The organism is Desulfobacca acetoxidans DSM 11109 (genome assembly GCF_000195295.1).
GTDB classification, from domain to species: domain Bacteria; phylum Desulfobacterota; class Desulfobaccia; order Desulfobaccales; family Desulfobaccaceae; genus Desulfobacca; species Desulfobacca acetoxidans.
Map to the genome: position 1 here is coordinate 841,401 of NC_015388.1, position 26,126 is coordinate 867,526.

The 26,126-nt window shown below is 52.8% G+C and carries 20 protein-coding genes; 10 read left to right on the forward strand and 10 right to left on the reverse strand.

The window, feature by feature from the left end; translation table 11 throughout:
- Positions 1 to 6: 6 nt before the first annotated feature.
- From DESAC_RS03560 to DESAC_RS03595, 8 genes are all read left to right on the forward strand, one after another.
- Positions 7 to 1,398 carry a sigma-54-dependent transcriptional regulator gene (locus tag DESAC_RS03560; protein ID WP_013705711.1) on the forward strand — a complete coding sequence of 464 codons (1,392 nt, stop codon included), beginning with the start codon at positions 7 to 9 and terminating at the stop codon, positions 1,396 to 1,398.
- Between the two features lie 125 nt (positions 1,399 to 1,523).
- The gene (locus DESAC_RS03565; RefSeq protein WP_013705712.1) at positions 1,524 to 2,240 is read left to right on the forward strand and encodes a hypothetical protein; all 717 of its coding nucleotides are present in this window, start codon (positions 1,524 to 1,526) and stop codon (positions 2,238 to 2,240) included.
- A gap of 210 nt (positions 2,241 to 2,450) precedes the next feature.
- Complete coding sequence (locus tag DESAC_RS03570; protein ID WP_013705713.1) at positions 2,451 to 3,818, forward strand: sigma-54-dependent transcriptional regulator; 1,368 nt, start codon at positions 2,451 to 2,453, stop codon at positions 3,816 to 3,818.
- Positions 3,818 to 6,472, forward strand: coding sequence for a TrlF family AAA-like ATPase (locus DESAC_RS03575; RefSeq protein ID WP_013705714.1), 2,655 nt, complete (start codon positions 3,818 to 3,820; stop codon positions 6,470 to 6,472). Before DESAC_RS03570 ends, DESAC_RS03575 begins: the two co-directional genes overlap by 1 nt.
- On the forward strand, positions 6,451 to 7,611 hold the full coding sequence (locus DESAC_RS03580; protein WP_013705715.1) for an RNA-binding domain-containing protein: 1,161 nt from the start codon (positions 6,451 to 6,453) through the stop codon (positions 7,609 to 7,611). The genes DESAC_RS03575 and DESAC_RS03580 overlap by 22 nt, the downstream gene beginning before the upstream one ends.
- 29 nt (positions 7,612 to 7,640) lie before the next feature.
- The gene (speB, locus tag DESAC_RS03585) at positions 7,641 to 8,525 is read left to right on the forward strand and encodes an agmatinase (RefSeq protein WP_013705716.1); all 885 of its coding nucleotides are present in this window, start codon (positions 7,641 to 7,643) and stop codon (positions 8,523 to 8,525) included.
- Between the two features lie 50 nt (positions 8,526 to 8,575).
- Positions 8,576 to 9,658 carry a deoxyhypusine synthase family protein gene (locus tag DESAC_RS03590; protein WP_013705717.1) on the forward strand — a complete coding sequence of 361 codons (1,083 nt, stop codon included), beginning with the start codon at positions 8,576 to 8,578 and terminating at the stop codon, positions 9,656 to 9,658.
- A gap of 300 nt (positions 9,659 to 9,958) precedes the next feature.
- Complete coding sequence (locus DESAC_RS03595) at positions 9,959 to 10,471, forward strand: peroxiredoxin family protein (RefSeq protein WP_013705718.1); 513 nt, start codon at positions 9,959 to 9,961, stop codon at positions 10,469 to 10,471.
- Between the two features lie 96 nt (positions 10,472 to 10,567).
- Here the strand turns inward: DESAC_RS03595 and DESAC_RS03600 are convergent, their stop codons facing one another.
- From DESAC_RS03600 to DESAC_RS03615, 4 genes are read right to left on the reverse strand one after another with little or no spacing between them, the layout of a single operon-like run.
- A complete protein-coding gene (locus tag DESAC_RS03600) occupies positions 10,568 to 11,242 on the reverse strand; it encodes a YfgM family protein (RefSeq protein WP_013705719.1) in 675 nt (224 codons plus the stop codon).
- A 42-nt stretch (positions 11,243 to 11,284) separates the two neighbouring features.
- Complete coding sequence (tsaE, locus tag DESAC_RS03605) at positions 11,285 to 11,755, reverse strand: tRNA (adenosine(37)-N6)-threonylcarbamoyltransferase complex ATPase subunit type 1 TsaE (protein WP_013705720.1); 471 nt, start codon at positions 11,753 to 11,755, stop codon at positions 11,285 to 11,287.
- Complete coding sequence (locus DESAC_RS03610; protein WP_013705721.1) at positions 11,752 to 12,207, reverse strand: CBS domain-containing protein; 456 nt, start codon at positions 12,205 to 12,207, stop codon at positions 11,752 to 11,754. Before DESAC_RS03610 ends, tsaE begins: the two co-directional genes overlap by 4 nt.
- The gene (locus DESAC_RS03615; RefSeq protein WP_013705722.1) at positions 12,183 to 13,778 is read right to left on the reverse strand and encodes an NAD(P)H-hydrate dehydratase; all 1,596 of its coding nucleotides are present in this window, start codon (positions 13,776 to 13,778) and stop codon (positions 12,183 to 12,185) included. The genes DESAC_RS03610 and DESAC_RS03615 overlap by 25 nt, the downstream gene beginning before the upstream one ends.
- Before the next feature lie 497 nt (positions 13,779 to 14,275).
- Between DESAC_RS03615 and DESAC_RS03620 the strand changes: the two genes are divergently transcribed.
- A complete protein-coding gene (locus tag DESAC_RS03620) occupies positions 14,276 to 14,590 on the forward strand; it encodes a cache domain-containing protein (protein ID WP_052301882.1) in 315 nt (104 codons plus the stop codon).
- Positions 14,591 to 15,162: 572 nt separating this feature from the next.
- On the forward strand, positions 15,163 to 16,194 hold the full coding sequence (locus DESAC_RS03625; RefSeq protein ID WP_013705724.1) for a hypothetical protein: 1,032 nt from the start codon (positions 15,163 to 15,165) through the stop codon (positions 16,192 to 16,194).
- 191 nt (positions 16,195 to 16,385) lie between these two features.
- Here DESAC_RS03625 and qmoC read toward each other — a convergent pair whose 3' ends face one another.
- The 6 genes from qmoC to sat all read right to left on the reverse strand — a co-directional run bounded on the left by qmoC (position 16,386) and on the right by sat (position 25,125).
- Positions 16,386 to 17,534 (reverse strand): quinone-interacting membrane-bound oxidoreductase complex subunit QmoC, encoded by a 1,149-nt coding sequence (qmoC, locus tag DESAC_RS03630; protein WP_013705725.1) that lies wholly within the window; start codon positions 17,532 to 17,534, stop codon positions 16,386 to 16,388.
- A gap of 11 nt (positions 17,535 to 17,545) precedes the next feature.
- A complete protein-coding gene (locus tag DESAC_RS03635; protein ID WP_013705726.1) occupies positions 17,546 to 19,684 on the reverse strand; it encodes an FAD-dependent oxidoreductase in 2,139 nt (712 codons plus the stop codon).
- A gap of 3 nt (positions 19,685 to 19,687) precedes the next feature.
- Entirely contained in the window at positions 19,688 to 20,944 is a 1,257-nt protein-coding gene (locus tag DESAC_RS16860) for a CoB--CoM heterodisulfide reductase iron-sulfur subunit A family protein (protein ID WP_013705727.1), read from the reverse strand.
- A gap of 325 nt (positions 20,945 to 21,269) precedes the next feature.
- Positions 21,270 to 23,234 (reverse strand): adenylyl-sulfate reductase subunit alpha, encoded by a 1,965-nt coding sequence (gene aprA / locus DESAC_RS03645; RefSeq protein WP_013705728.1) that lies wholly within the window; start codon positions 23,232 to 23,234, stop codon positions 21,270 to 21,272.
- Positions 23,235 to 23,274: 40 nt separating this feature from the next.
- Positions 23,275 to 23,700, reverse strand: a complete 426-nt coding sequence (gene aprB, locus DESAC_RS03650) for an adenylyl-sulfate reductase subunit beta (protein WP_013705729.1) — start codon at positions 23,698 to 23,700, stop codon at positions 23,275 to 23,277.
- Positions 23,701 to 23,895: 195 nt separating this feature from the next.
- Complete coding sequence (sat, locus tag DESAC_RS03655; protein WP_013705730.1) at positions 23,896 to 25,125, reverse strand: sulfate adenylyltransferase; 1,230 nt, start codon at positions 25,123 to 25,125, stop codon at positions 23,896 to 23,898.
- Between the last annotated feature and the right edge of the window lie 1,001 nt (positions 25,126 to 26,126).

The window sequence follows — 26,126 nt, forward strand, 5'->3', positions numbered from 1 at the left end:
AGCACCATGGCCAGAACCATTCTGGTAGTTGACGACGAACCGCCTATCCTACAAACCCTCTCCGGCATCTTGCAAGATGAAGGCTTCGAGGTGCTTACCGCTCAAGATGGCGAAACCGCCCTCAAAGTAGTGGAAGAGGAGACGCCGGATTTGGTGTTTCTGGACATTGCCCTGCCCGGTATGGATGGTCTGGAGGTGCTGCGGCATCTTAAAGAACAGCAGCCATTAACGCCGGTGGTGATGATTTCGGCCTTCGGCAGTGTGGAAAATGCGGTCAAAGCCACTCGCTGGGGGGCCTATGACTTCATCGAAAAACCGCCTCACGCCGATAAGATTATTGTCACGGTTCGCAACGCCCTGGAGATGTCCCGGCTTACCGAAGAGAACCTGCAACTCCGCCAGCGGGCGGTTCACCCCCAGGAAATCATCGGCCAATCACCAGCAATGCAACAACTACGCGAGCAGGTGCGTATCGTTGCCCCTACTAATGCCTGGGTGCTGATCACCGGAGAAAACGGCACTGGCAAGGAATTGGTAGCCTGGGCCATCCACCGCTTTAGCAAACGCGCGGCCAAGCCCTTTGTCGAAGTCAATTGCGCCGCCATCCCCGAGGATCTAATCGAAAGTGAATTGTTCGGCCATGAAAAAGGCGCTTTCACCGGCGCCACCGCCAAACGACGGGGAAAATTCGACCAGGCCCACGAAGGAACTCTGTTTCTGGACGAAATTGCCGATATGAGCCTCAAGACGCAGGCAAAGGTCCTACGAATTCTCCAGGAACAACGCTTTGAACGGGTAGGCGGCAATCGCCCGATCCAGGTCGATGTCAGGGTCGTGGCCGCAACTAATAAAAACTTGGAGGAACTCATCGGCCAGGGACAGTTTCGGGAAGATCTCTATTACCGGATCAACGTCATACCCATTGCCGTGCCTCCTTTAAAGGAGAGAACCGAGGATATTCCTCTTCTTATTGAGTATTTCCTCAAAGAATTTGCTCGCGCTGACGCCAGCCGGCCGAAAATCATGACCCCGGAGGCGGTGGACATTCTCCGCCGCCAACCCTGGCCTGGAAATGTCCGGGAGTTAAAGAACTTTGTACATCGTTTGGCCATACTTACTCCCGGACGGGTGATCGATGCCCCGCACCTGCCGGACAATCTTCGACAGGAAAAACCCCGAACTGAATCGGAATCGCACTTTCTTCAGATCAACTCCTTCAAGGAAGCCCGCTCCCGGTTTGAAAAGGAGTTTATCCGACGGAAGTTGGTCGAATTTCAAGGTAATGTCGGTCTGACAGCCGAAGCCATCGGTTTGGAGCGCTCCCATCTGTATAAAAAAATCCGCAGTTATGGTTTAGAACACGGACGGGAGGGAGAAGAGGCGAATGACGGAGGATGAGCCGGACTGACGGCAGACCGGAGGTCTCTGCCGTCGTTCATGCCATAATGCCGATGCTGGGTAGCGTCAACGGATGGCCACAGAGAGCCCGGTGCAAGTTTGGATCATGGATTTTGGGATAATGTATGAATGCCCAGGAAAAGACACAGGTGCAGCCGGAAATATTCCTGGTCGGAGTGGTGCACGGCGACCCGGAGGGCCACGACAAGGCTCTAGAGTTATTGGCGAAGGTGCGGCCTCGGGTCATCAGCGTTGAAATCAGTGATTTTTCTCTATTGTATCGGTGGAGATATCAAAGCCGGTGGCATCTCCGATTTCAAGACCTTCTGAAGACTCTGACGCCTGCGGAGCAGAGACATCCGGCCCTCAAAAAAGTCGCGGCGCAGATCGATTACCCGTTTGAAGTTCAGGCGGCCCAAGACTATGCCGGACAACACGGTATCCCGTGGCAGGCCGTAGATCTCAACTGCATCGCCCGGGAACATCTCCCTCGTTATCGAAGAGAATTGTTGACCTTAGACAACCTGCGTAACTTGACCTTGACCGCCGATGGAGATTGGCGACAATATATACTGCGGGAATATAAGCGAGCCAGGCGGGCGATTTATGGCAGACCGATGATAACGCCGACGGCGCTCTTTTCCAAGCCCTCGCCCCAAGCAGCCATGCGGGAAAAGATAATGGCCCGCAGGATCAAGAGGCTGGCCTGCACCTACAACCGGCTGGTGCATCTGGGCGGGTGGGAACATCTGGCGCCCCGGCCTGAAAGAGATAGCCTGGCCGACTGGCTGGCATCGGGGAGACCCCGGATAGTATTGTTGGATGACAGAAAAGACCTATGATCAGACACAATTCGAACCTTGCAGCTCGTACATTATCCATAGAATAGGTTTCGAATTCCAAATTAATAAGAAAATAACATTTACACAGGCCGGAAGCTGGGCCACCGGCAGGTGATTTTCATGGTTTGCAGGTGATTTACCGGTCATGAAATTATTGAGCCAAAGAGAGATCGGTTCCGAAGCCGGTTCTCTTCACGTAAGGACAACGATATGAGTGAAATTCTGGTAGTGGATGACGACGCCAATACCAGGGAAGCATTGGCTGGTAGTTTGAAGAAGATCGGGCATCAGGTCTTTTTGGCCGGGGCTGGTGCCGAGGCGCTGGAATTAGTCCGGCAGCAGCCGGTGGAGCTGGCCATCATCGATCTCAAGCTGCCGGACATGGAGGGGACCGATCTCTTCGAAGCCATGCGCATCATCCGCCCCTATACTATCGCCATTATGATCTCCGCCCGGGCTACGGTGGATGAGGCGGTGTCCGCCCTCAAGCTGGGAATTTACGACTTCATCACCAAAGATTTCCGCATGCAGGAAATCCGTAAAGTGGTGAATAAAGCCCTGGAGACCCAACAACTGCTGCAGGAAAACCAGAAGCTGCGGCAGGCCTTGCAGGAGCGGTTGGCAAGCGGTCGCATCATTGGCCGCAGCCAGGCCTTCTTAAAGATCATCCATCAGGTGAATAAGATCGCCCCCTTGCGCAGCACCGTGTTATTGACCGGGGAAAGCGGCGTCGGCAAAGAACTTATTGCCGAGGCGATCCATTATGGCAGTCCCCGGCGGGATAAACCCCTGGTGAAGGTTAACTGCGGCGCCCTGCCGGAAGGGCTGATTGAATCGGAGCTGTTCGGCCACGAAAAAGGCGCCTTCACCGGTGCCCATCAGCAGCGTAAAGGACGTTTTGAGTTGGCCGATGGCGGCACCATCTTTCTGGATGAGGTGGCGGAGATGCCGCTCAGCACCCAGGTGAAGCTGCTGCGGGTTTTGCAGGAAGGAGAATTTGAGCGCGTCGGCGGGGCCCGCACCTTGAAAGTAGACGTACGCCTGGTGGCAGCTACAAACCAGAATCTCGAAGATATGGTAGCGGCTGGCGTCTTTCGCAAGGACCTTTTTTATCGTCTGAATGTCATCCATCTCGAAGTGCCGCCGCTCAGGGCCCGGGACGAGGATATCCCTTTGTTGGCCCAGCATTTCCTAGATAAATTCTGTCTTGAAAATGAACGTCCGCCTATGGGTTTCAGTCCGGAAGCCCTCAAGGCTTTAAAAAATTATCTTTGGCCAGGAAATGTCCGGGAATTGGAAAATGTCGTAGAGCGAGCGGTGGCTCTGTGCACCGGTTCTACCGTGGGACTGGATGACCTGCCCGATGAAGTGCGGCAACAATCTCAGACGGAGGACCATATCGTCGTTCAGGTGGGAGCTTCCATGGAAGAGATAGAACGCCTGGCTATCAGGCAAACCCTGAAAAAAACCGGCGGAGACAAAGAGGTCGCGGCCCGCATCCTGGGTATCGGCCTGGCAACGCTGTACCGACGACTAAAAGAGATGGAACACAAAGAGGTAACCGTTGAGGAGTCTTGATGCCCTTAGATAAACAAGCAAAACCTTTCTTTTCCCATGGGAGCCGTTGGCTTAGGGCTGATTTTCACCTTCATACCAGGGCGGATCGGGAATTCTGCTACACCGGCGAAGATAGTTACTACTTCTCAAGCTATATTCAGGGATTGAAGAAGACTGAGATAAGAATCGGAGTCATCACCAATCACAACAAATTTGACTTGGCAGAGTTTAATTCCCTGCGCCAGACAGCGAAGCGGGAGAATATTTTTCTTCTTCCCGGGGTCGAACATTCCGTGGGGGACGGAGCCAATGGAATCCACACCCTAATTGTCTTCAGTGATGAATGGTTGGAAAACGGGCAAGATTATATAAACCAGTTCTTGAATGTTGCTTTTCAAGGCAGGACACCGCAAGAATATGAGAACGCAAATGGTCGCAGTTCTCTAAGTTTGATTGATACTATAAAAAAACTAGAGGGTTATCAAAGAGATTTCTTCCTAGTTTTTGCTCACGTTGAAGAAAGGAGCGGCTTGTGGCATGAGTTGGATGGGGGCCGCATGCAAGAGCTTGGGGAAAATGAGTTTTTCCGTAGAAGGTCTCTCGCTTTTCAAAAAGTCCGGACGCATGACATTTCCGATAGGAAATGCCGGATAAAGGTACGGGCTTGGCTTGGAGAGGCTTATCCTGCCGAAGTCGAAGGTTCCGACTGCAAGTCCATAGATCAGATCGGCCAGGGGGGATGCTGCTATCTTAAGATCGGTTCTTTTACCTTTGCAGCAGTAAAATATGCCCTCCTGGACCATGCAAACCGCTTATCCGGCGAACTTAACAGACACGACAGCTCGCATATCCTCAGTGCGACCTTTGACGGCGGGGTGCTTGACGGCAAAACTATCTATTTTTCCCCGGAGCTGAACACCCTTATCGGCATCCGCGGCAGTGGCAAGTCATCAATCTTAGAGGCTATGCGTTACGGTCTTGATATTCCCTTCGGGGAAAAGGCTCTTGACCAGGACTACAAGCGGTTCCTCGTTGACCATGTGCTCGGTAGCGGCGGCAAGGTGACGATTCAGGCCGTTGATCGAAGGGGGCAGCGTTATGAAGTGCGGCGCATCTGCCGGGAAAGGCCTGATGTGTATGTGGAGGGCATTCTTCAGCCAGGGATCTCGATCCGAGAAACCATATTGCACAAGCCTATATATTTCGGACAGAAAGACCTATCCAGCACAGGAGAGGGGTTTGAAAAAGACCTGGTTGAAAAGCTTGTCGGGGAAAAATTAACCGGCATACGGTCAAAAATTGAGGCTCAGCGCCAAAAAGTATCCGATACTATTAACCAATTAGAGAGGCTTGCAAATGTCGCTGAAAAGAAGGAGGAATACGAATCAAAGAAACGGGACGCAGAATTCAGGCTTAAGTTCTATAAAGATCATGGCGTTGAAGAAAAACTGCAAAAACAGGTGGACTTCGATGCGGATTCAAGAAAATGTCACCATGTCATTTCTTTGGTGAAAGATTACCTGGCTGGTTTGGAAGAATTTATCAATCGATACGAAGATGACTTGAAGAACGAATGTATTTACACCTCAAGACAGAACACGGTATTCTTTGATGCTTTCTTTGTTAATTATAAAAAGTTGATCGCAGGTTTTTTGCAGATCAAGGAAGTACTTGCGGATGGAAAGAAGACCCTTTCCGAATTGCAGGAAAAATTCAAAGAATTCGAAATACTAAAAGATGGTCTCAAAGAAGAATTCGCAGAGATCGAACGGAAACTATTTGAAGAATTTAAGGGCAGCGGCGCCAAAGCCATCCGCCCGGATGAATTCCGCCAGCTCCGCAAGACCGTTGACCAAGCCAAGCAGATGTTGGAAGCATTAAACAAACAAGAGGATCAGAGGATTATCTTCAACCTGGAGCTGTTGCAGGAACTCGCCACACTCAATAACCTCTGGCTGGAGGAATACCAAGCGGTCCAAGCCGAGCTGGGCAAGGTCAACCGGAGCCATTCATCACTAAAAATAAAGGCCGAATTCAAAGGTGATAAAAAAGCCTTTGCAGGATTCATGAAAGACGTATTCGGGGGCAGCCGTATTCGGCAAACAACTTTTGAAAACCTTGCCAAGGAGTTTACGGATTTCGGAGCAATTTTTAGGGAGTTAGATAAGGCTAAGACAATAATTGGCAACGCTTTAGTACAAGTCTTTGAGAAATATTTTACCGAAAATCTTGCGTCCTTGCTTACCTGGCAGGTACCTAACCGCTTCGTCATTAAGTATCGTGACAAGGAATTGAAGCATCACTCCCTGGGTCAGCGGGCCTCAGCGCTTATCCTCTTTATATTGAGCCAACAGGATAACGACCTCATTATCATCGATCAGCCGGAAGACGACCTGGATAACCAGACCATTTATGAGGACGTCATCAAACTTATCCGCACGCTCAAGCCTCGTACCCAGTTTATTTTCGCTACCCATAACGCCAATTTTCCCGTACTGGGCGATGCGGAGCAGATCATATCCTGCGCCTATGCCGATGACTCCATCTCCATAACCAGCGGCAGTATCGACTGCCCTGACATGCAACGCAAGATCGTTGACATCATGGAAGGTGGCGAAGAAGCCTTTAAGCAACGCAAGAGGATATACGAGATATGGAAACCACGGAGCTCTTAGAGATTATTGCCCGGGGTGAAGATGGCAAGCACCAGTTTAAGGCAAATTTCACCAACGTGAATTCTCTGGCGGGGGAATTGGCAGCCTTTAGCAATTCCGGGGGTGGAACGATATTCATCGGAGTAAGCGATGACGGCTCCTTTGCGGGGCTCACCCGCGAAGACATGGGCCGTTTGAACCAACTTGTTTCCAACGCCGCCTCGCAATCCGTTCGCCCTCCCATCAATCCCCAGACCGAGAACGTCTCGACGTCCCGAGGCCTTGTCATGGTTGTTACTGTGCCGGACGGCGTGAGCAAGCCCTATATGGACAACAGCGGGGCGATTTGGGTAAAAAGTGGTGCGGACAAACGCAAGGTCACATCGAGAGAGGAAATCCAGAGGATTTATCAAACCGCTGGCCTAATCCATGGCGATGGCATACCGACAAGCGGATTGACCCTGGCCGATTTAAACATTGATTATTTTAAAGATTTCTTTGAAAAAAATTTCGGCGAGTCAGTTGAGGCACAGAATCTACCGTTGCCACTTCTCCTGGAAAATATGAATCTAATGAAACAAGGCGTCCTGAATATCAGCGGGGCATTACTGTTCGCGAAAAATCCCAGTTCCAGGCTTCCTCTCTTCATTGTAAAAGCGGTGTCTTATCCTGGCATTGATATTCATGTAGAGCATTATTTAGACAGCCAGGATATTACGGGAAAACTTGGTGATATCTTTTATAAAAGTATGAGCTTTGTTTTACGCAATATCAGACATATTCAAAGGGACCAGAACGTCAATGCCCCAGGGGAACCGGAAATCCCCCGCCTCGTTCTGGAGGAATTGATAGTCAATGCCTTAATTCACCGGGATTATTTCGTATCAGCGCCGGTTAGAATTTTTATCTTCAGGGATCGGGTAGAGATCATCAGTCCGGGGCATTTGCCAAATAACCTGACCATCGATAATATTAAAAGGGGCAATTCAAATATACGAAATCCAATTCTGGCCTCTTATGCCACCAAAATTCTTCCTTACCGTGGACTGGGAAGTGGCATTATCCGAGCGCTTAAGGTATATCCGGACATTGAGTTCGAGGATGATCACGAGGGTAATCAGTTTAAAGCTGTTATCAAACGGAAAGATTTGAAGCGGTAAGCCCGTTAAATCCAGCGGAGATTTAAAATATGCCTTCAGGGACGTTCTTAGATTTAGAGCCGATAAGCGTACGTGAGGCTGAGATAGTTGTCGTGCCGATCCCTTATGAAGCCACTACCAGCTATGGCGGTGGAACCCGCTATGGTCCGGAGGCTATCTTATCGGCCAGCCGGCAGGTAGAATTGTGGGACGAAGAAGGGGATTGGGACCCGAGCCAGGTTATCCGTCTGGCTACGGCTGCCGAGATCACCCCGGATGCCGGCGGCCCCGGCCCTATGCTCGAGAAAATCAAGAAGCGGGTGAAGCCTTGGATCGCCGAGGGTAAGTTATTAATCAGCCTGGGCGGCGAACACACCATTGCTCAGGCCTTAGTGGAGTCTTATCTGACCCGGCACCCCGACCTGACCGTGGTGGCCTTGGATGCCCATGCGGATCTGCGGGATACCTATGAACACAGTCCCTTTTCCCATGCTTGCGTTATGCGGCGGGTATGGGAACTGGGTCGACCCCTGACCCTGATCGGGGTGCGCAGTTATTCGGCTAAAGAATACGACTTTATCCGGGTAGCCCCCCGCCTTACCCTGCTCAAGGCCAGGAGCCTGGTCGACCCTGACTATCTGCAGCTAACGCTGGAGCATTTGAGACGCCTTAAGGGGCCGGTCTATATCTCCCTGGACGTGGACGCCCTGGATCCTGCGGTCATGCCGGCGACCGGCACGCCAGAGCCGGGTGGGTTGAATTATTACCAGACCCTGACTATCTTAAAGGCTATTGTCGAACGAGGTCCGGTGGTGGGACTGGATCTCACCGAATTGGCTCCCATCCCGGGACACCGGGTGAGTGAATTCACCGCTGCCCGGTTGATCTATAAATTTCTGGGATACCTCTATCAGGGGCGTCGGGCGGCAAAATAAAGCGGAAGTTGGCACCTGCAACAGGTTGCCTAAAAAAGAAGGAGTTGTACGTGCGGCGTAAACCAGAAGAATTTCATGACGGGGCCCAGGACGGCCTGACCCCTTTGAGGCCTTTAGATATCAAGGAAATTCAGGATTTCGACGAGCTGCTGGCTGGCTACAGTCTAACCGCTTTCGGCGGCCGTTCCTTGGGCGAGGCGGCAGAGGTGCTTCAGGCCATGGTCACCGATCCGGAGGTCACCATCGTCGGGACCTTCTCCGGCGCGATGACGGTGGCCAAAATGGGACTGCTGATCTGCGATATGATCGATCGGGGCTGGCTCCAGGTCATCATCAGCACCGGTGCCCTGATGGCCCACGGCCTCATCGAGGCGGTCGGTCAGGTCCATTATAAGCATAATCCCGGCCGCTCGGACGAGGAACTCTATCGCCTGGGCTACAACCGCGTGTATGATACCTTGGAAATGGAGAGCAATTTAGATTACGCCGAGGCCGTGTTTAAAACCGTCCTGAACCGTATGGACAAGGAGCAGACCCTGTGTTCAACGGTTATCTGCCGGGAATTGGGGAAATACCTGGCCGAAGTAACCGACCAACCGGGTATCCTGCGCAACGCCTACCTAAAAGGCGTACCGGTCTTTATTCCCGCCTTCACGGATTCGGAATTGGGTCTGGACGTTGCCAACTGGATGATCCAAAAAGCCTGTCAGGAGGGTAAGACCATCCCCGAAGCCTTCACCACCCTGTCTTTAAATTTTAATCCTTTTCTTGACTTAGGGTTGTATGGGCAGGAGATTTTCAAGGCTGAAAAGCTGGGGATTTTTACCATCGGGGGCGGCGTCCCGCGGAATTGGGCCCAACAGGTGGGGCCATTCTTCGATATCTTGCAGAATCGCCTGGGGCTTGAGCTGCCCTTTGTCCGTTTTCACTATGGCGTCCGCATCTGTCCCGAGCCGGTCCATTGGGGCGGGCTGAGCGGCTGCACCTACCGAGAGGGAGTTTCCTGGGGCAAATTCGTCCCGGCCAGCGAAGGCGGCCGGTTTGCCGAGGTCCTCTGCGACGCCACCATCGCCTGGCCGATCCTGATCAAGGCCGTCGCTCAACGTTTGGTTAAACGACAGCAGGTACGATAATCCAGGTTGTATCTTATGCCAGACTCAACCGTAATCGTACTGATTATCGTTTATTAAAAAGCACCTGCAAACCATGAAAATCAATTGTCAGCAGCACAAGCTTTCTAGCCTGTGCCGTTGTTAATTTCTCAATAACTCAATAACTCGGAACTTGGAACTTGGAACTCGAAACTTATTTCCAGATGAATTTTTCTCTGGATTAAATCATTTTCTAGGGTAATCTAAACACAACCCTGATCGTCTTATCAATGATCGTCTTGCGAGCTCCGAAAGGGCTCAAATCCACAAGAAGGAGAAAACATGAAAGTTTGGAAAATGCCTCAGCAGCCACTATTAGCTGTGATAGCAAGCTTAGTAATGATTTTCTGTCTAACCGGCGGCAGTCCGGCGGCCGAAATCGGCAAAGGCGCTCAGGCGCCGGAATTTGCTCTTGTCGACACCACGGGGAAAACCATATCCCTCAGCCAGATGCAGGGGAAAGTGGTAGTGGTGAATTTCTTCACCATCTGGTGCCAACCCTGCCGCGCCGAAATGCCGGAATTAAATGCCATTTATAATGAGAATAAAGATAAAGGACTGCAGATGGTAGGCGTCTGCCTTAACGTCGATCCGAACCAACTGCGGTTCTTCGCCAAGCAGATGAACCTGGACTACCCCATTTTAGTGGGAACGGACAAAGTAAACAAAGACTATGGCGAGATCGTGGGCGTACCGACTACCTTCGTTATTAATAAACAGGGCAAAATCGTCGATAAGATTGTCGGCGCCCGTACCAAAGCGGAATTTCTCCAGGTAATCAAGCCCTTGCTGTAATACCAAGGTACAATTAAAAATACATTCTTCCGTAGGGGCGAATCTTGTATTTGCCCCCTCAGAGAGGCGGGGAGCTGGCTAACGGTCTTTTCCGCCTCAAGTCTTTTTCTCCGCCAATATTTTGATTTTTTCCCGGATATACGGGATAAAATCTGCCGGCGGCTTCTCTTCCAGCATCTGCTTGAAGACTTTTAGGGCCTTGGCCGGCTCTCCGCCCAGCTCGTATAACAGGGCCTGCCGGCGTTGTAGTTCTTGACGGTAGGGGAGATTTTTATCCTGCACCAGCGGCTCCAGAACTGCCGAGGCTTTCTGGTATTCCTTCTGCGCCTCATAGCAATAACTCAGATTCTCCGCCACTAACACCCGAAGTTCGGGTGCCGCCTCGCCCAAGGCGGTGAAAGCGGCGGCAGCCTCCTGATAACGCCTCTCCCCAAAGAGCACATTGGCCAGATACAAGCGGGCCTGCAGGGCGCCGCCAGTGTCAGGATAGTCCTGGATAATAATCTCAAGCTCTTTCAGTAAATCCGGGACATGCGATGAAGCCCGCCCCACGCTGGCTTGATAGAATTCCGCGGCTCTTTCCTGCCGATCCATCTGGCGCTTTTGGATATATCCCCAGGCGGCGCCGGCCACGATGATAACGGCAAAACCGATGACTATGGTCCTAAGGTTTTTTCTGGCGAGGTCCAGCATTCTAGCCCCAAAGGTGATGAATTCATCAGGTTCTTGCAGCTTTTTCCGGGAAGATAGCGGTTTTTTGATTTTGGTCATAGATGATCCTTGTGTCTCGATTGCTCGAGATGTTTTCGACTGTCAGGCCTCACAGACTTCGGCCAACTCCTTACCCCGGCGGCCGGCCCCGCGGATTTCTAAGGAGCGTTCCTGGTCCTCGGTCCAGGTCAGGGTGATATCGAGATAGTCCTCCGGCAACTCCTCTCCCAAACGCTCTGCCCATTCGATGACGACAACCACCGGACGCTGCCAATATTCCTCCAACTCGAGGATAAACTCCGCCTCCATGACCGGCAGCCGATAGAGGTCCACGTGGATCAGGGGAATTCGAGTCGGGTACTCGTGCACCAGGGCAAAGGTAGGGCTGCTCACCGCATCCGGCGGTGCTCCCAGACCCACGGCCAGACCGCGCACCAGTTCGGTCTTGCCAGCCCCGAGATCGCCGTGAAGCAGCAAGATATCGCCAGGCTGCAGCCTGGCGGCGATTTTTTCGCCCAAAATCTGGGTTTGCCGGGGGCTATGGGTGATTAAGAAAACCGGCGGCAGTCTCATCCCTCCTGAGAGAGGGCCCGGATGATATCGATCTTGCCGATAACCCCGACCAGATTGCCATCTTGGAGCACCGGCAGTGTATGGGCGTTGCGGTGGGCCATGATGGTGGCAACCTCATCCACCGACAGTTCCGGGGTGATGGTAATGGCCGGCGCTGTCATCACATCCGCCACCTGATTGCCCAACATTTTTTCCAGATTTTTTCTAAAGGTGCTGGGACGCTCCAGATAAAAATGGGCGTCCAGAATGGTGACAACGTGGGGCAATTGAAACTTTTTGGCCCGGTCGATGAGATCGGTCTGGGTTATAACACCTACCAGGCGTCCGTCATCGTCCACTACCGGGGTGCCGTTGATCTTGTGCTGCGCCAGTAATCGGGCCAGGTCCAATACCGAGGTCTGGGGAGTAACGGTAATCACCGTTTTAGTCATGATATCACGAGCCTGTAACATATATGCTCCTCTATGTGCGGCAAGGCCCCGGAAGCGAATTCTTTGATTACGTGGGGAATCTGGTCTAACAACTCGCTGGCCAACAGGCCGCAGTCACCCTGCCAGGCGGCCTGGACATCCGCAGTCAAGCCGTGCAGATAGATCGCGAGACAGGCGGCATTGAAGGGATCTACTTTTTGGGCCAGCAGACCGCCGATCATACCGGTGAGCACATCTCCGGCTCCCCCCTGGGCCAGGGCCGGATTGCCGGTGGTGTTGATCATCACTTTCCCCATAGGACTGGCCACAATGGTTTGTGCGCCCTTTAACACTACAATAGCCTGGGAACGCTCCGCCAGCTCCCGGGCCGCGCCAAGCCGATCAGCTTGAATATCTTTAGTAGTGGCTCCCAGCAGCCTTGACATTTCACCGGGATGGGGTGTCAGGATAACCGGCGCCGCGGCCTCACGAATGCTGTCGACATCATGGGCCAGGGCGTTGAGACCATCTGCATCCACCACGACGGGAAGGGTGCTGCGGCGCACTAATTGGCGGACTAATTCCACGGTTTCCGGATGCCGCCCCAAGCCGGGTCCTACTGCCAAGGCGGTTTTTCCCGGCCAATCAGCCGCAATCTCCTCCAAAGCCCTTTTACCCAAGGCCTGCACCCCTTGCACCTCCGTCAAGGGCAGGGTCATGGCTTCGGTAAGCTTCACTTCCAAAATCGGGTTGAGGCTGGCCGGAACCCCTACGGTGACCAAGCCGGCTCCCATCCGGAGCGCTGCCTCCCCGCACAAAGCGGCGGCGCCGGTCTTGCCTACGGAGCCAGCCAGCACGAACAGGTGGCCAAACGTTCCTTTGTGGCTGTCGACCGGACGGCGGGGGAGAAATTGCCTGAGACCGCTAGCCTGGGACAACTCCATAACGCTGATCTCCGCCAAGTCGGGAGGAATGCTGATGTCGACCTGCCACAGGCGTCCGACCAGGTGTCGCCCCGGAGGCAGAATCTGTCCGATCTTGGGGAAGCCGTAGGTGACGGTAACATCGGCCGCCACTGCCATTCCCAGAGGCTGACCGGTATCCGCCGACAGACCCGAAGGGATGTCGATGGCCAGCACCGGCGTTGCGACCTCGTTGATCAGGACAACAGCATCCCGATAAAGCCCTTTAACGTCACTGTTCAGACCGGTACCCAAGATGGCGTCCACCAGCAAAGCCGCTGATTTCAGGAGGGGAACCTGTTCCTGCAACGCCGCTGCTGAGGTAACTTCCCGCACCGGTACTGAAAGATGCTCCAAGACCTCCAGGTTGATCCGGGCATCGCCGCCGATCTGGCTCTTTTCCGCCAACAACAGCACTACCACTTCAAAACCGGCATTGGCCAGGTAGCGAGATACCACAAATCCATCGCCGCCATTGTTGCCCCGGCCGGCCAACACCACCACCGGTTCGCCCAATTCGGGGAATTCCCGCCGCAGGATTTGATATGTTGTCCTACCCGCATTTTCCATCAACACCACGGAAGGAATGCCGATCTCGGCAATGGTCTGCTGATCTAACTGGCGCATCTGCGCCGCAGTCAATAATTTCATCTATCTCACCTTTGGACCAGGAATCCAAATGTTCTCACGACTTCTCCGATATAATGGTCATTATGACGCGGACCTGGAGGTCGGCGCTACCGGCCTTCTGGTACAGCGGACCCTGCATGGCAAAACGCTATGATTTTATTGCCGGTGCAGTTGTTATTTTCTTGTTAACAACCTGAGACCAGAAACTTTTCTCCATATAAAGCAGAATCAGATATCTGTGTTTAAAGATAGCATGATTTCGGTAAGATGCAAGGAATTCTCACCTGAAGCCGGAGTTGATAATCGGGCCGGTTTGCAGCCGGTACCGTCAGGACTCATATGGCATACCCCGGCATGGCTAATGTTGAAAAATTTCTTTAAATATTTTTAAAACTATGCTAAGTGTGGAATCGGCCATGGATGAAACGACGCCTCAACAGTCCTTGGCGGGTTGATGACCATTGGTCATCTCAGGAAAGGAAAGGCTTTCCACGGTAACCTAATCAAAAGGAGGACTTATGAAAGACGTTGTGAAAAAACAGGTGGATGAAATTGTTGCCGCCATCGACGGCGGCAAAAAACCGGAAGAATTCGCTGCCTGGGCGACAAAAGATCCGTATGTTTTTATTATGGAAGCGGGTGGGAAATTGCTGGTACATCCGACGCTGGTAGGAGAGAGTCTGAAGGACAAAGCCGGCCCCGTCTACGATGAAGTCGCCAAGGGGACCCCCGAAGGCGCCTACGTCAGGTATGAATGGGGCGGCGCCAAGAAATGCACCTATTCCCGAAAAACCAAGGGCGGGCTCATTGTCGGTTCCGGCTACAACGAGTAGCTTCTCTCCGAAGCGTTTTCTTCCCCTGGATAACACAGTGATACCAGCACCAAAGGCAATCTAACCGGCGCAGACCTTACCGGCGGACAAGGACGCCCGCCGTCAAACCTTCCTTCTTTTTCCGCAAATCACCGGCCTATGACAGTTAGTATAGAAATACGCAGAAAAAATAGGCAGTTATAATTTTTCTGCGAAATTTAATGCTGGTGCTTATTCAATAAATTGAACAGATTTTAGTTGAGTACCGAAATAAATCTATAATATTTATAAGATAGAGAATTCGCCACAATATCCCATTACGTCAATAATCTAAAACAATATGATTATGTGATCTTTCCTCCTTCCAGGGGGGCGCATTCCTTTTTTCTTTTAGCCAAACTTTTTTAAGCTGGCAACGGCTGCATCCAATAGTAAGGATATGGCATAAACCGCACCGCAGTTTTAAATTAACCCTGGCCGGTATTCGGTTAAACTTGACCAGATGTTTTTATGGGTGATTCTGGCGCGATCCGATTCCCATACTCTGTAACCTGAACCCTAATCAACGCCCTAACGTTTAAGGAGACCCGTAAATGGTAAAATTTATCGTACGATTACTGGTGGTCATGATATTCTGGTATGCAGGCGGCTATGTTTCTCAGCTTTTTGCCACCCAGAATCGTGAACTGCCGACCGTCTCTCAAGATAAACGAGTTTCAGGAACGGGCCTGCAAACCCCCACGAGTCTGGGACCGGGGGGCTGTAGTTGCAATGGCCAGTCGACTCCGGGACCATATGTGGAAGCCAAACCGGAGGAGCAGGTGACCAAAGAGGAAACCGAGACCACCGAGCAGGAGGAAAAAGCCGAAACTACAGGGACGGCAGCAAAGCCTCCAAAAACCGGCAAACCTGCCAGTTCTCAAACTACTGCAGAAAAACCGGAGAAGGTGCCGACCACCAAGCCTCCGGTAGCGTCCCCCGCACCCGCTCTACCTTCTCCGCCAGCTCCAAATACTGTTCAGGTTACTGCAGTGCGAGGCTATGACGCGGCTTCCTGGGGGCCTTTCGTCGGCTCCAAAGGCAAGGAGAATCTGGCTGAGGTTTTTGATAATCAACAGAACACTAACACCAGCGACGTCGAAAACGAAAACGATTTTCTGAATGCCATGAACGGGGCTGATATTTTTTATGCCAATGTGCATGGCAACAACCCCCAGGAGCGGGACGAACATCATCTGCAGGTTGGCAAGGGGGTCTTTCTCTCCGCCCAGGAGCTGGCCGCACACCGCCAGCAGGTAGGTGAGGCCAATATGCCCAGGCTGACTATTTTAAACGGTTGCAACACCGCCACTCCGGCCGATCCGCAAAAGCCGGTTATGACTATTAATCAAGGCCTGGGAATCGATAGTTCCACCAAAGGTCGGGCGATGTTGGGCTTTACCGGCAAGGTGGTGGGATTCGCCAATGAATCCAATATCAGGAAAGTCTTGGAGGTCTGGTCGCATCCGGCTCCCAAAGGCAACTATCCGACCCTGCGGCAGGCGATCATCAAGGCGCTGGGACCGAATCACAATATCATTATTATCGGAGACCATAACCTGCGCTATACCGATATGAAAAAATAAACTCACGCGTAGCTTTTCAGTTGTCTGAGGGAATAGAGTAATGAATGGTGGGCGGTGTCCGGTGTCGGAGCATCCCAGAAGGCGGGAGGCGCGCCGCTTTCCCGCCCTATAACTCTGCTACGACTCTGATAGATAATATAAAAAAAAGCCGGCCCCCCCGGGGAACCGGCTTTTTTGTCACAATATCAGGTTTAAGCTAATTCGCGACCCTGCATTTTGGTGAAGACAAGGGCAGTGGTCCGATAGACCATGTGAGCCATCTTGGTGTAGGGGGCGTAAAAGAACAGGAAGAAGACCGACACCAGATGGAGAAAATACATGGGATAAGCCAATGATGCCAGGTTGGCCAGCCGCAGCAGCCAGCTCAAAGCGCCGGTAAAACCGACCGCGATGATCACCCAGATCAGGAGCCAATCAAAGTAGCCGCCGAAGCTGGCGGAATTGGCTTTGTTCTGCCGCTCCCGATAGATTAAGTAAATTCCGCTTAATAGTAACACTGTACCGACCAGAGCCAACCATTTGATAGGTTCGGTTAGGCTGAAAGGCGATTCTTTATGAGGAATCAGGCCGAACCGGGAAGCCCATTCATAATAGGCGGACCAGGCGGTAACAGTGGCCAAGGAAATAAACCCTAAGACCAGCATCAGGTGCGAAGTAGCCCGGGCGTAATGGGTAACGCACTTTTTAAAGTGTTTGTGAACGATGAACTCCTTGAGGACCTCGATCAGGGTACTCACGACGCTCTTGTTGCTCAGCTTGGCCTTCCAGGGGCTGACACCGGAATTGAGATCCTTCCAATAGGTGCGTATGCCGTTTAAAAATACGAAAACGGCAAAACCGGCTGCTGACAGGAAAATAGCGTCAATGACCAGCAGCGGCAGCATGTTGGAATACACGACTTTTCCTGCCGGGATATTGCCCAAGGTGCCTACCAGCTTCATGATGGCCAAAATGAGCAATACCGGGAAGGCAATGAGCAGAGGCAAGAACTTGGGTTGGCTGACGAGCCGGGCCAAGAAGCTGGGGGTGGAATAATGTTCAATGGTCGCCTGCCGCATGGCGCCTATTACCTCGCCGGGGTTGGCGCCCCGGGGGCAGTAGGCGGTGCAGTCGCCGCAATAATGGCAGAGCCAGATATCGGGGTCTTTGTAGATCTGGTCTTTCAAACCCCACTGGGCCATGATCATCTCTTTGCGGGGATACGGGCTGTCATCCGGGGAAATATTGCAGACCACGGAGCAGGTGGCGCACTGGAAGCATTTCTTCAGTGACTCACCGCCATATTCCTGCAGGCGCTTGACAAATTGAAGGTCAGATTTGATTACGGTTTCTTCAGCCATGTGTTAACCTCCTAGAACTCCTTATAGGGGTTCGGTCCGATTTCTTCTACCCGCGCCACAAAATCATCGATCATCTTCGGCAGTCTGTCGAAATCGGAAATGGCTACTTCAAAGAACTGGGCCCGCTCGGATTCCAGGCCCAGACGGTCCAGGGTTTCCTGCAGCTTTGACATGCGATAGTTCGCCAGTTCACTGCCCTTGGCAAAGTGGCACTGATAATCATCGCCATATTTGCAGCCCAAGAGCATGATGCCATCGATGCCGCGAGAGAGGGCGTCAGCGATCCACACCAGGTTAAAGGAACCCAGGCAACGTACGGGGATAAACCGGACTGCCGGGTGCAGGCGTAGTTTGTGGAGCGCCGCGGCGTCAATGGCCGGATAGGCATCGTTTTCGCAGACAAAAGCAACAATTCGGACGCCTTCATCCGGAATATCCAGAGCCTTGACCATGGAGCCGACGATATCAACGCTAAAGTCCTTGAAATTGACAATACGCTCCGGACAGGCGCCCATACAGGTACCGCAACGCCGGCAGCGATTGATTTTATAGAAGGGCGTACCTTTTTCATCTTCCTCGATGGCGCCAAAGGGACACTCTTCCGTGCAGCGTTTACAGGAAGTGCAACGCTGCATAAATGGGTCTGGGAAGGTGGTGTCCCAGGCTCGCGGATGCACGGCGATGCCCTTGGAGGTATGTTCCAGGCACTGGTAAGCCTTCAGGGCAGCGCCAGCCGCGTCTTCCATGGCGGTGGCGATATCCATGGGCTGGCGTACGGCTCCGGCGGCATAGACGCCGGTACGCCTGGTTTCATACTGGAAGCAGATGAAATTGGAGTCGGCAAAACCCTGGAACAGGTCCAGATCGGGCAGACCCGGTCCCTGCCGATAATTCAGATTCAGCACCGGGTTATCAACAGTGACCGGAACCAGACCGGTGGCTAGAACCACCAAATCGGCTTCGATTTTGATCCTCTCGCCCAACAGGGTGTTTTCGGCAATTACCGCCAGAGTGCCATCATCAGCCACGTTGACGCCGGTGATGTCGCCTTTGGTGAGCAGGATGCCCGGGTCATTTTGGGTATGTTTATAAAACAGCTCATACTGGCCCGGTGTCCGCATATCCCGATAAATGATATACGCCAGGGCGTCGGGATTCATCTGTCGGACGTATCTTGCCTGTTTTAACGAAGTATTGCAGCAAAAGGCGGAGCAGTAGGGCAGATGTTCGGGGTCACGGGAGCCGGCACACTGGATGAAGACCACCTTCTGTGCCGGTTTGCCATTGCTGGGGCGGAGAATCTTGCCTTCGGCGGCTAATTTTTCCATCTCCCAGTTGGTGACCACATCATCGGAGGCGCCGTATCCTAAATGACCCAATTTCGTGGGGTCATAGGGCTTGGCCCCGGCGGCCAGGATAACCGCACCGATTTTATAGACGTTTTCCTTGCCGCCAGTCTTGATGGTCACATCGTAGAGACCGGGTTGGCCATCGGTCTGGACCACTTCCGACTTTGTCAAGACCTTAATCTTCGGGTGGGAAAGCACCTCTTTGATCTTACTGAAGACCACCGGGATTTCCAGCTCTTGATAGGGGTAGGAGCGGGGAGTCTGTTGATACAGGCCGGCGGCGAGGCCACCCAGTTCGGCTTCTTTCTCCACCAGGACGACACTCTGGCCGAAATTAGCCGCTTCTAAAGCCGCGGTCAGCCCGGTGACGCCGCCGCCGATGACCAGGATGGATCGATCGATTTCGGCGGGGACCGCCTCTGGAATGTCGGACTTCTTGATCCTGGAACAGCCCATCAGAAGATAGTCCTCGGCCAGCGACTGGGTTTCTTCGGACATCGGCTCCTGGGTCCAGGCCACCAGTTCCCGGAGACCGACCCTTTCCGCTAAACAGCCGGGAAAATCGAACTCTTCATACTTCACCCGCGAGGAGCAGGCGGCGATAACAAAACAATTAATGCCCTCGGCGGCGATATCATTTTTAATGAATTCGATGCCTTCCGCACTACAGAGGACATCATGGGATTTAATGTGAGGCACCTTACCGGACTTACGAGCGGCTTTTTCCAGCCCCTCGAGGTTGACGGCTTCTGCTATGCCACAGCCCTTGCAGATATAGACGCCATATTTTCTTTCTTCCATCTGTTACCTCCCTACCGAGCTCTGAAGAGCCTTGATAGCGGCGCCGGTGGCGTCCTGGACGGACTTGGCCACGTCCAAGGGACTCTTCAGGCTGCCGACCGCATAAACTCCGGCGGGCAGGCCATTGGGGTCGATGAACCCTTCATCGGTGTATTTCAGAGCCATCGGGAGTTTATCGGTCTTGGTTGAAGGCACCATGCCCGTGGCCAGGACCACCAGGTCATAGGCGCGCCGCACCTTTTTGCCGGTGGCGGTGTCTTCAGCGATGACCTCAACAGTATCTCCGGGCGCCTGAGTTACTTTGGCGACCTTGCCGCGGATAAGCTCTACGTTTTCCCGATCCCGTACTTTCCAATAGAACTGTTCGTACCGACCCGGAGTGCGGATATCGATATAAAATACGGTGGCTTGAGCCTCCGGATCCAGATCCAAGAGGTAGGTGACCTGTTTCAGGGAGGCCATGCAGCAGATGTAGGAACAATAAGGCAGATGGTTTTCATCCCGGGAACCGGCACACTGGACAAAGGCAACGCTCTTGGGTTCCCTTCCATCCGAAGGACGGAGGATCTTGCCGCCAGTCGGGCCATTGGGGGCGGCTAACCGTTCCATTTGCATATTCGTTATGACATTGGCCACCTGACCGAAACCTAGATTGTCAATCTTGCTAGCGTCATACAGGTCCCAGCCACCGGCTAGGATGATGGATGTAACATCGACATTGACGGTCTGAGGGGCCATGGTGAGATCGATAGCGTTATACTCACAGGCCGAAACGCATTTCTGACAAGCCTCCCCTAAACAGACGTTCATATCGATGACGTACTGGAGCGGGAAAGCCATATCAAAGGGCAGATAGGCGGCTTTGTTATTGTCCAGACCATAATTGAAATCATTCACCCGTTCGACCGGGCAGACCTCGGCGCATTTGTTGCAGGCGACGCACTTGTCATTCACAAAGCGGGGCCGCAGGTTAATAGTGACATTAAAATTACCTTCCTGGCCGGTTATCTGGGTAATGTCGGCCATGGTATAGAAGGTAATATCCGGGTTAGTTTTTACCCGTCTAAAGTTGATCTCTAAACCACAGGTGGGAGGGCAGAGCTTGGGGAAATATTTGTTGAGCTGCGCCACGCGGCCACCCAGATAGGGAGTCTTTTCTACCAAGACTACCTGGGCGCCCGATTCCGCAGCTTCCAAAGCTGCCGTCAGGCCGCTCATACCGCCCCCGATGACAAGAATTTTCTTATTACTTGCGTTCACATCAGACCTCCTTCAGAACTTCCCGGCATCGGATATGGGATAAGGAGTTCCAAAGCTTCTGGATTTGCATGACAAAGTGGGAGGGGTGTGCTAGAGGTTTGGACTTTGGCCAAAATGGATCCACCCCAGGCGGATATTCCCCCGACCCACCCTTTAAGAATGAGGAAGTCGCCGCAATGTGGGGAGTATATGAATAAATCCGCATTCTTAAAGGGGGGTTGGAGGGTCTCACTGCATTCACAAAGATTTGGCCGTGGCCGGTCGTGGCCACGGCCACAGATGGCAAAACCCGGAGCGCCGGAGCGCCCCGGGGATCAGGCTAAATTTACTTTACCAACTGAACGTAAGGTTTGGTTTCAAACTTCCACTCGTTGGTCTTCATATCATACTGGGAAATGGTGAAGACCTTCCACTTGCTGTCGTCGATGGACAGGAAGTCGGAGCGATAGTAATAACCGGGGTAACGTGACTCTTCCCGGAACAGGATGTGGCGCAGATGAGCCTCGCCGGCGAGGATCCGGTGATACTGCTCCCAGGCCCGCATCAGTTCGTGCAGATCCCTGGCGGCCAACCGGGTGGCGTCTTCCTTCAGCAGGGTGAGGCGCTTCAGGCCCTCTTCCAACATAGTTTTGTTGGTCATGTACATGGGGGTAACGCCAGCGCAATATTCGTCCATCAGCTTCTGCAGGCGGGTCTGAACCTGTTTGGGCATCAGGTAGTTGGGGTTGATCTCCGGAGCGGTGCTGTAGTTTTTGTATTTCTCGAAGATCTCGAAGGGCAGATAGATCTCGGCGATCACCTCGTCAATATTCTGCGCGGCTTCCAGTTTGTCATCCTTGTGATCCAGGATGAAGGCCAAAGCGCCCTTGGCAGCCATACGGCCCTCAGCATGGGAACCGGAGGAGAACTTATGACCGGAGGCGCCGACGCCGTCACCGGCGGTGAACAGACCTTCGACGGTGGTCATACGGTCATAGCCCCAGAACCAGTCATCGGGGGCGCCCAGATATCCCTTGGAGGGACCGGAAACCCACAGTCCGGCGCAACCGGCATGGGAACCGAGCAGGTAGGGCTCGGAGGGGATGATTTCCGACGGAACCTTGTCAGGCTCCATGCTGAAGGAGGCCCACAGGGAGGCGGCGGAAATAGACATATCCAGGAAGTCTTCCCACGCCTCGGCTTCGAGGTGCTTGAGTTCTTTCTTGGAGAGAACCTTGGCCAGTTCCTGCATAGCCTTGTCGGTGTGCATCATGATGGGGCCGCGGCCTTCCCGCATTTCGATCATGGCGGCATGGTTCCGCAGACAGGTGCCGGGAGAATCGGCATAGCCGGGATATTCGGCCTTGACCCGATCCCAGTTTTTGGCCATGTAGTCTTCGTTATAAGCATTGGTGGCCTGGGCTTTGAAGAACAGGAACCAGGCGCCAACCGGACCGTAGCCGTCTTTAAAGCGGGCGGGCACGAAACGGTTTTCCATCAGAACCATCTTGGCGCCGATTTCGGCCGGCATGGCATAGGTGGAGCCAGCGTTCCAAACCGGATACCAGGCACGACCCTGACCTTCACCCACGGACCGGGGCCGGAAGACGTTGACCACGCCGCCGCAGGCGATAATCATAGCTTTACATTTGAAAACATAGGTTTTGTGTTCCCGGACGCTGAAGCCGACGGCGCCGCAGACCCGGTTGCTGTTATTCTTGTCGGTCAACAGTTTGACGATGAAGACACGCTCATAGATGTTATCCATCCCCAAGGCGTTTTTGGCGGCTTCGGCCACGATCACCTTGTAGGATTCACCGTTGATCATACATTGCCAACGACCGGAACGGCAGCATTTGCCACCGTCTTTCAGGAGGGGCAGACCTTCATCACGGGCGGCCTGACCATCAACGGTGTGGCCTTCGTTGTCTTTTTGCCAAATGGGGAGGCCCCAATCCTGGAAGTCATGCACGGTTTGGTCGACATGGCAACCCATGGAGTGGACCAGGTCTTCCCGAATGATGCCCATGAGGTCGGTGCGGACCATTTTTACATAATCGTCGACTTTATTTTCCGCACCAACGTAGGTATTGATAGCGGACAGACCCATAGCCACCGCGCCGGAGCGATCCAAAGCGGCCTTATCTACCAAAACGGTCTTCAAGCCGGTGGCTTTCGCCCAAGCTGCAGCTTCAACCGCGGCACCGGTGCAGGCCATGCCACCGCCCACCAGCAGCAGGTCGGTTTCTATAGTGACCACTTCCGGTTTCGCACAAAAAGACCATTTACAAAATTCTCTTTCCAGAGCCATATCTCAAAATCCTCCTTATTGTATTCCCTGATAGATAGACTTACTCGGTGCGGGCCGGGCCACTAAAGAAACCGGGTTTCTTCAGATCGGCCACATCGCTGGGCAGGGTCTTGCCCTTAAAACAATCAATGGAACCTTCAGCCGTGGTCCGGATGGGGAACTTGAACCGCTTCACGGTCTTGCCATCCCGGAACTTAATGGTCCACATAATGGAGTCGGTGCCGCGCAACGGAATGGTGCTGGAGCCCAAAGGCATGATATCAGCGTAATGGCGGACTTCAATGGCCTGCTGGGGGCAGATTTTAACGCAGTTATAGCATTCCCAGCACTGGTCCGGCTCCTGGTTGTAAGCCTTCTTGATCTCGGCATTCAAGACCATCAGGTCGTTGGGGCAGATGTACTGACAAGCGGTCTTGTCTAACGCTTTACAACCGTCACATTTTTCAGCAATTACAAAACTGGGCATTAGTTATACCTCCTAAGGATTGTATCGTTTCTTAGTGTGTTGATTACTGCACTTGCACGGGGAAAGACAAATGAGTTGCCCGCTTCACCTCCTTTCCCACTTGAAAAACTAGATATATTAGTATGGCGTCAGACCCGGCGCCAGGCAACTCCCGGGCTCGACCTGATGCGGCCAAGCCCGGTTGCCAGCATCTTACTACTTTTTCGTCTCTTCGCCAGTGGCGAACTTGTGGACCTTAATTTCGACCTTTTCGGTCAGGGTTTCATAGTACTTCCGCAAGACCTTCAAAACCTCGGGGCGGCTGAAATGATCCGGCACGTCCAACCCCTCGGAAAGCATCTTGCGCAACATCGTGCCAGAAAGCAACAGCCGGTCTTCCTTGCCATGCGGACAGGTGCGCATCGAGGCCATGCCGTCGCACTTGTGGCAGTAGAAGGTCCAGTCAATCTTCAGAGGTTTGAGCTCCAGGGCATTCGGGGGAATAGTGTCAAAGATTTTCTGGGCATCGAAAGGACCATAGTATTCGCCCACACCGGCGTGGTCGCGGCCGACGATGAGGTGGGAGCAGCCAAAGTTCTGCCGGAAGACGGCGTGCAACAGGGCCTCCCGGGGACCGGCATAACGCATATCCAAGGGATAACCGGCCTGGATAACAGTGTCTTTGACAAAATAATACTCGGCCAGGGTATTGATGGCTTCAACCCGAACCTCCGCCGGGATGTCGCCGGGTTTGAGTTTACCTAAAAGCTGGTGAATCAGAACGCCGTCGCAGACTTCGATGGCGATCTTGGCCAAGTATTCATGGGAACGGTGCATCGGGTTGCGGAGCTGCAGTGCAGCTACCGTGCTCCAGCCTTTCTGCTCAAAAATCCGCCGGGTTTCTTCCGGCCGCATGTAGACGTCTTTGTAGTCCCGCGGGAAGGGGCCTTCACTCCAAACCTTCACCGGCCCGGCCAGGTTGACTTCCTCCTGGTTCATGACCATCTGAACGCCGGGATGCTCCATCTCATCGGTCTTAAAAACCTGTCTGCACTCCCACTTCTTGTCGATGGTGTATTTTTCGGTGACCTTCATGGTCCCCATCATTTCCTCGGTCTCTTTGTCAACCAAGAGAACCTCTTCACCGATCTTGATGCTGTCGGCCTTGCCCTTGGTAGTGGACAGGGTGATGGGGATGGGCCAGAAGACGCCGTCCGGCAGGGTCATCTGATCCGAGCAGGAACCCTTCCATTCGGCCTCATTCATGAAGCCGTCCAGGGGGGTGAAGCCGCCGATGCCAAGCATGATAAGATCGGCCGTTTCCCGAGAGTTCATGGTAACGGCAGTCAAAGTCTTAGCGCGGGCTTTATCTTCTTCCAGAGCCTTGCCGGTCAACAGCAGGGGTTTGAGTTTCTTTTCTTTACCGTGAGGGTTTACCAACGCCATTGAAAACTTCCTCCTCAATATGGTTTCTTTATCTATTGAATCTTAAACCCATAAGGAACAATATGTTTCTCGGGCTCCAATAATAGCTAGCTATTTTGCTTGATTTCTGAGCGCTAATTGTGGCTATCTGATCCGCCGCGCCACCCTTCCGGCTCCGGCGCCAATAACTAGGGTCGTGAATGGCCGCCGCTTACACGGCGCTTTGCTCGTGAATAATAGCACGATCTCTTTATATAGCAGATATTCATACCCTGTCAAGAAAATTCTTTTGATAAAAAATTGTTGGCAGTAAAATTGGCCGGAGCAAGCGTTAGGGGCTGCGGCAGTTTTCTCGGTCAGAAGTATAACTGTATGGCCTTACTGCAAAATATGCGCGGTTAGGCTGAATGCCCGCCATTCTCTGTATCCCTCCGGTGCCAAAAGACACTTGGTTACTTTGTGTACCACCTTCATCTGCATGTATCCCGAAAGTTGCAGATCGACAGGAGGATTGAGTGATCAAAGGAGGCTCTGGCAGAATAGCCGTTTTGGCCGTTGTGGATGCCGGGGAGGGTCTCTATCTCACGATTTTTTAATATATTGGTATTCTAAGAATGGCTTAATGAAGGAGAAAGAGAAATTTGCCTGAGCCCCAAGCGAAAAAGTGTTCCCCCCTCTCACGAGATAATCGCCTCATGATAAAATCTTAAAGCAACGCTCATGCCAGTGGGCAAGGCGACTGCAGATCGGCTAACTGATTGCAACTAAAGATAATCGACACAATCTGGCACCCCTCTGACGGGTGAGGCGACCCGATAAGTGTCAGAAATTTTAGCGGTGCGACAAATTTTCTGACTAATTGCCATTGTCTAGCGGCAATCTGCGAGCTCTGCAAATGGTTTCCTGGTGGGAGAGGCATTCCAGTCCGTATCGGACTTAATTTTTGACCAACAACCGCAAACCATATTTTCTTGGTAGCTTAGTCAGATTATTTCAAGCAACTCAGGCATACCGGGCGGTGT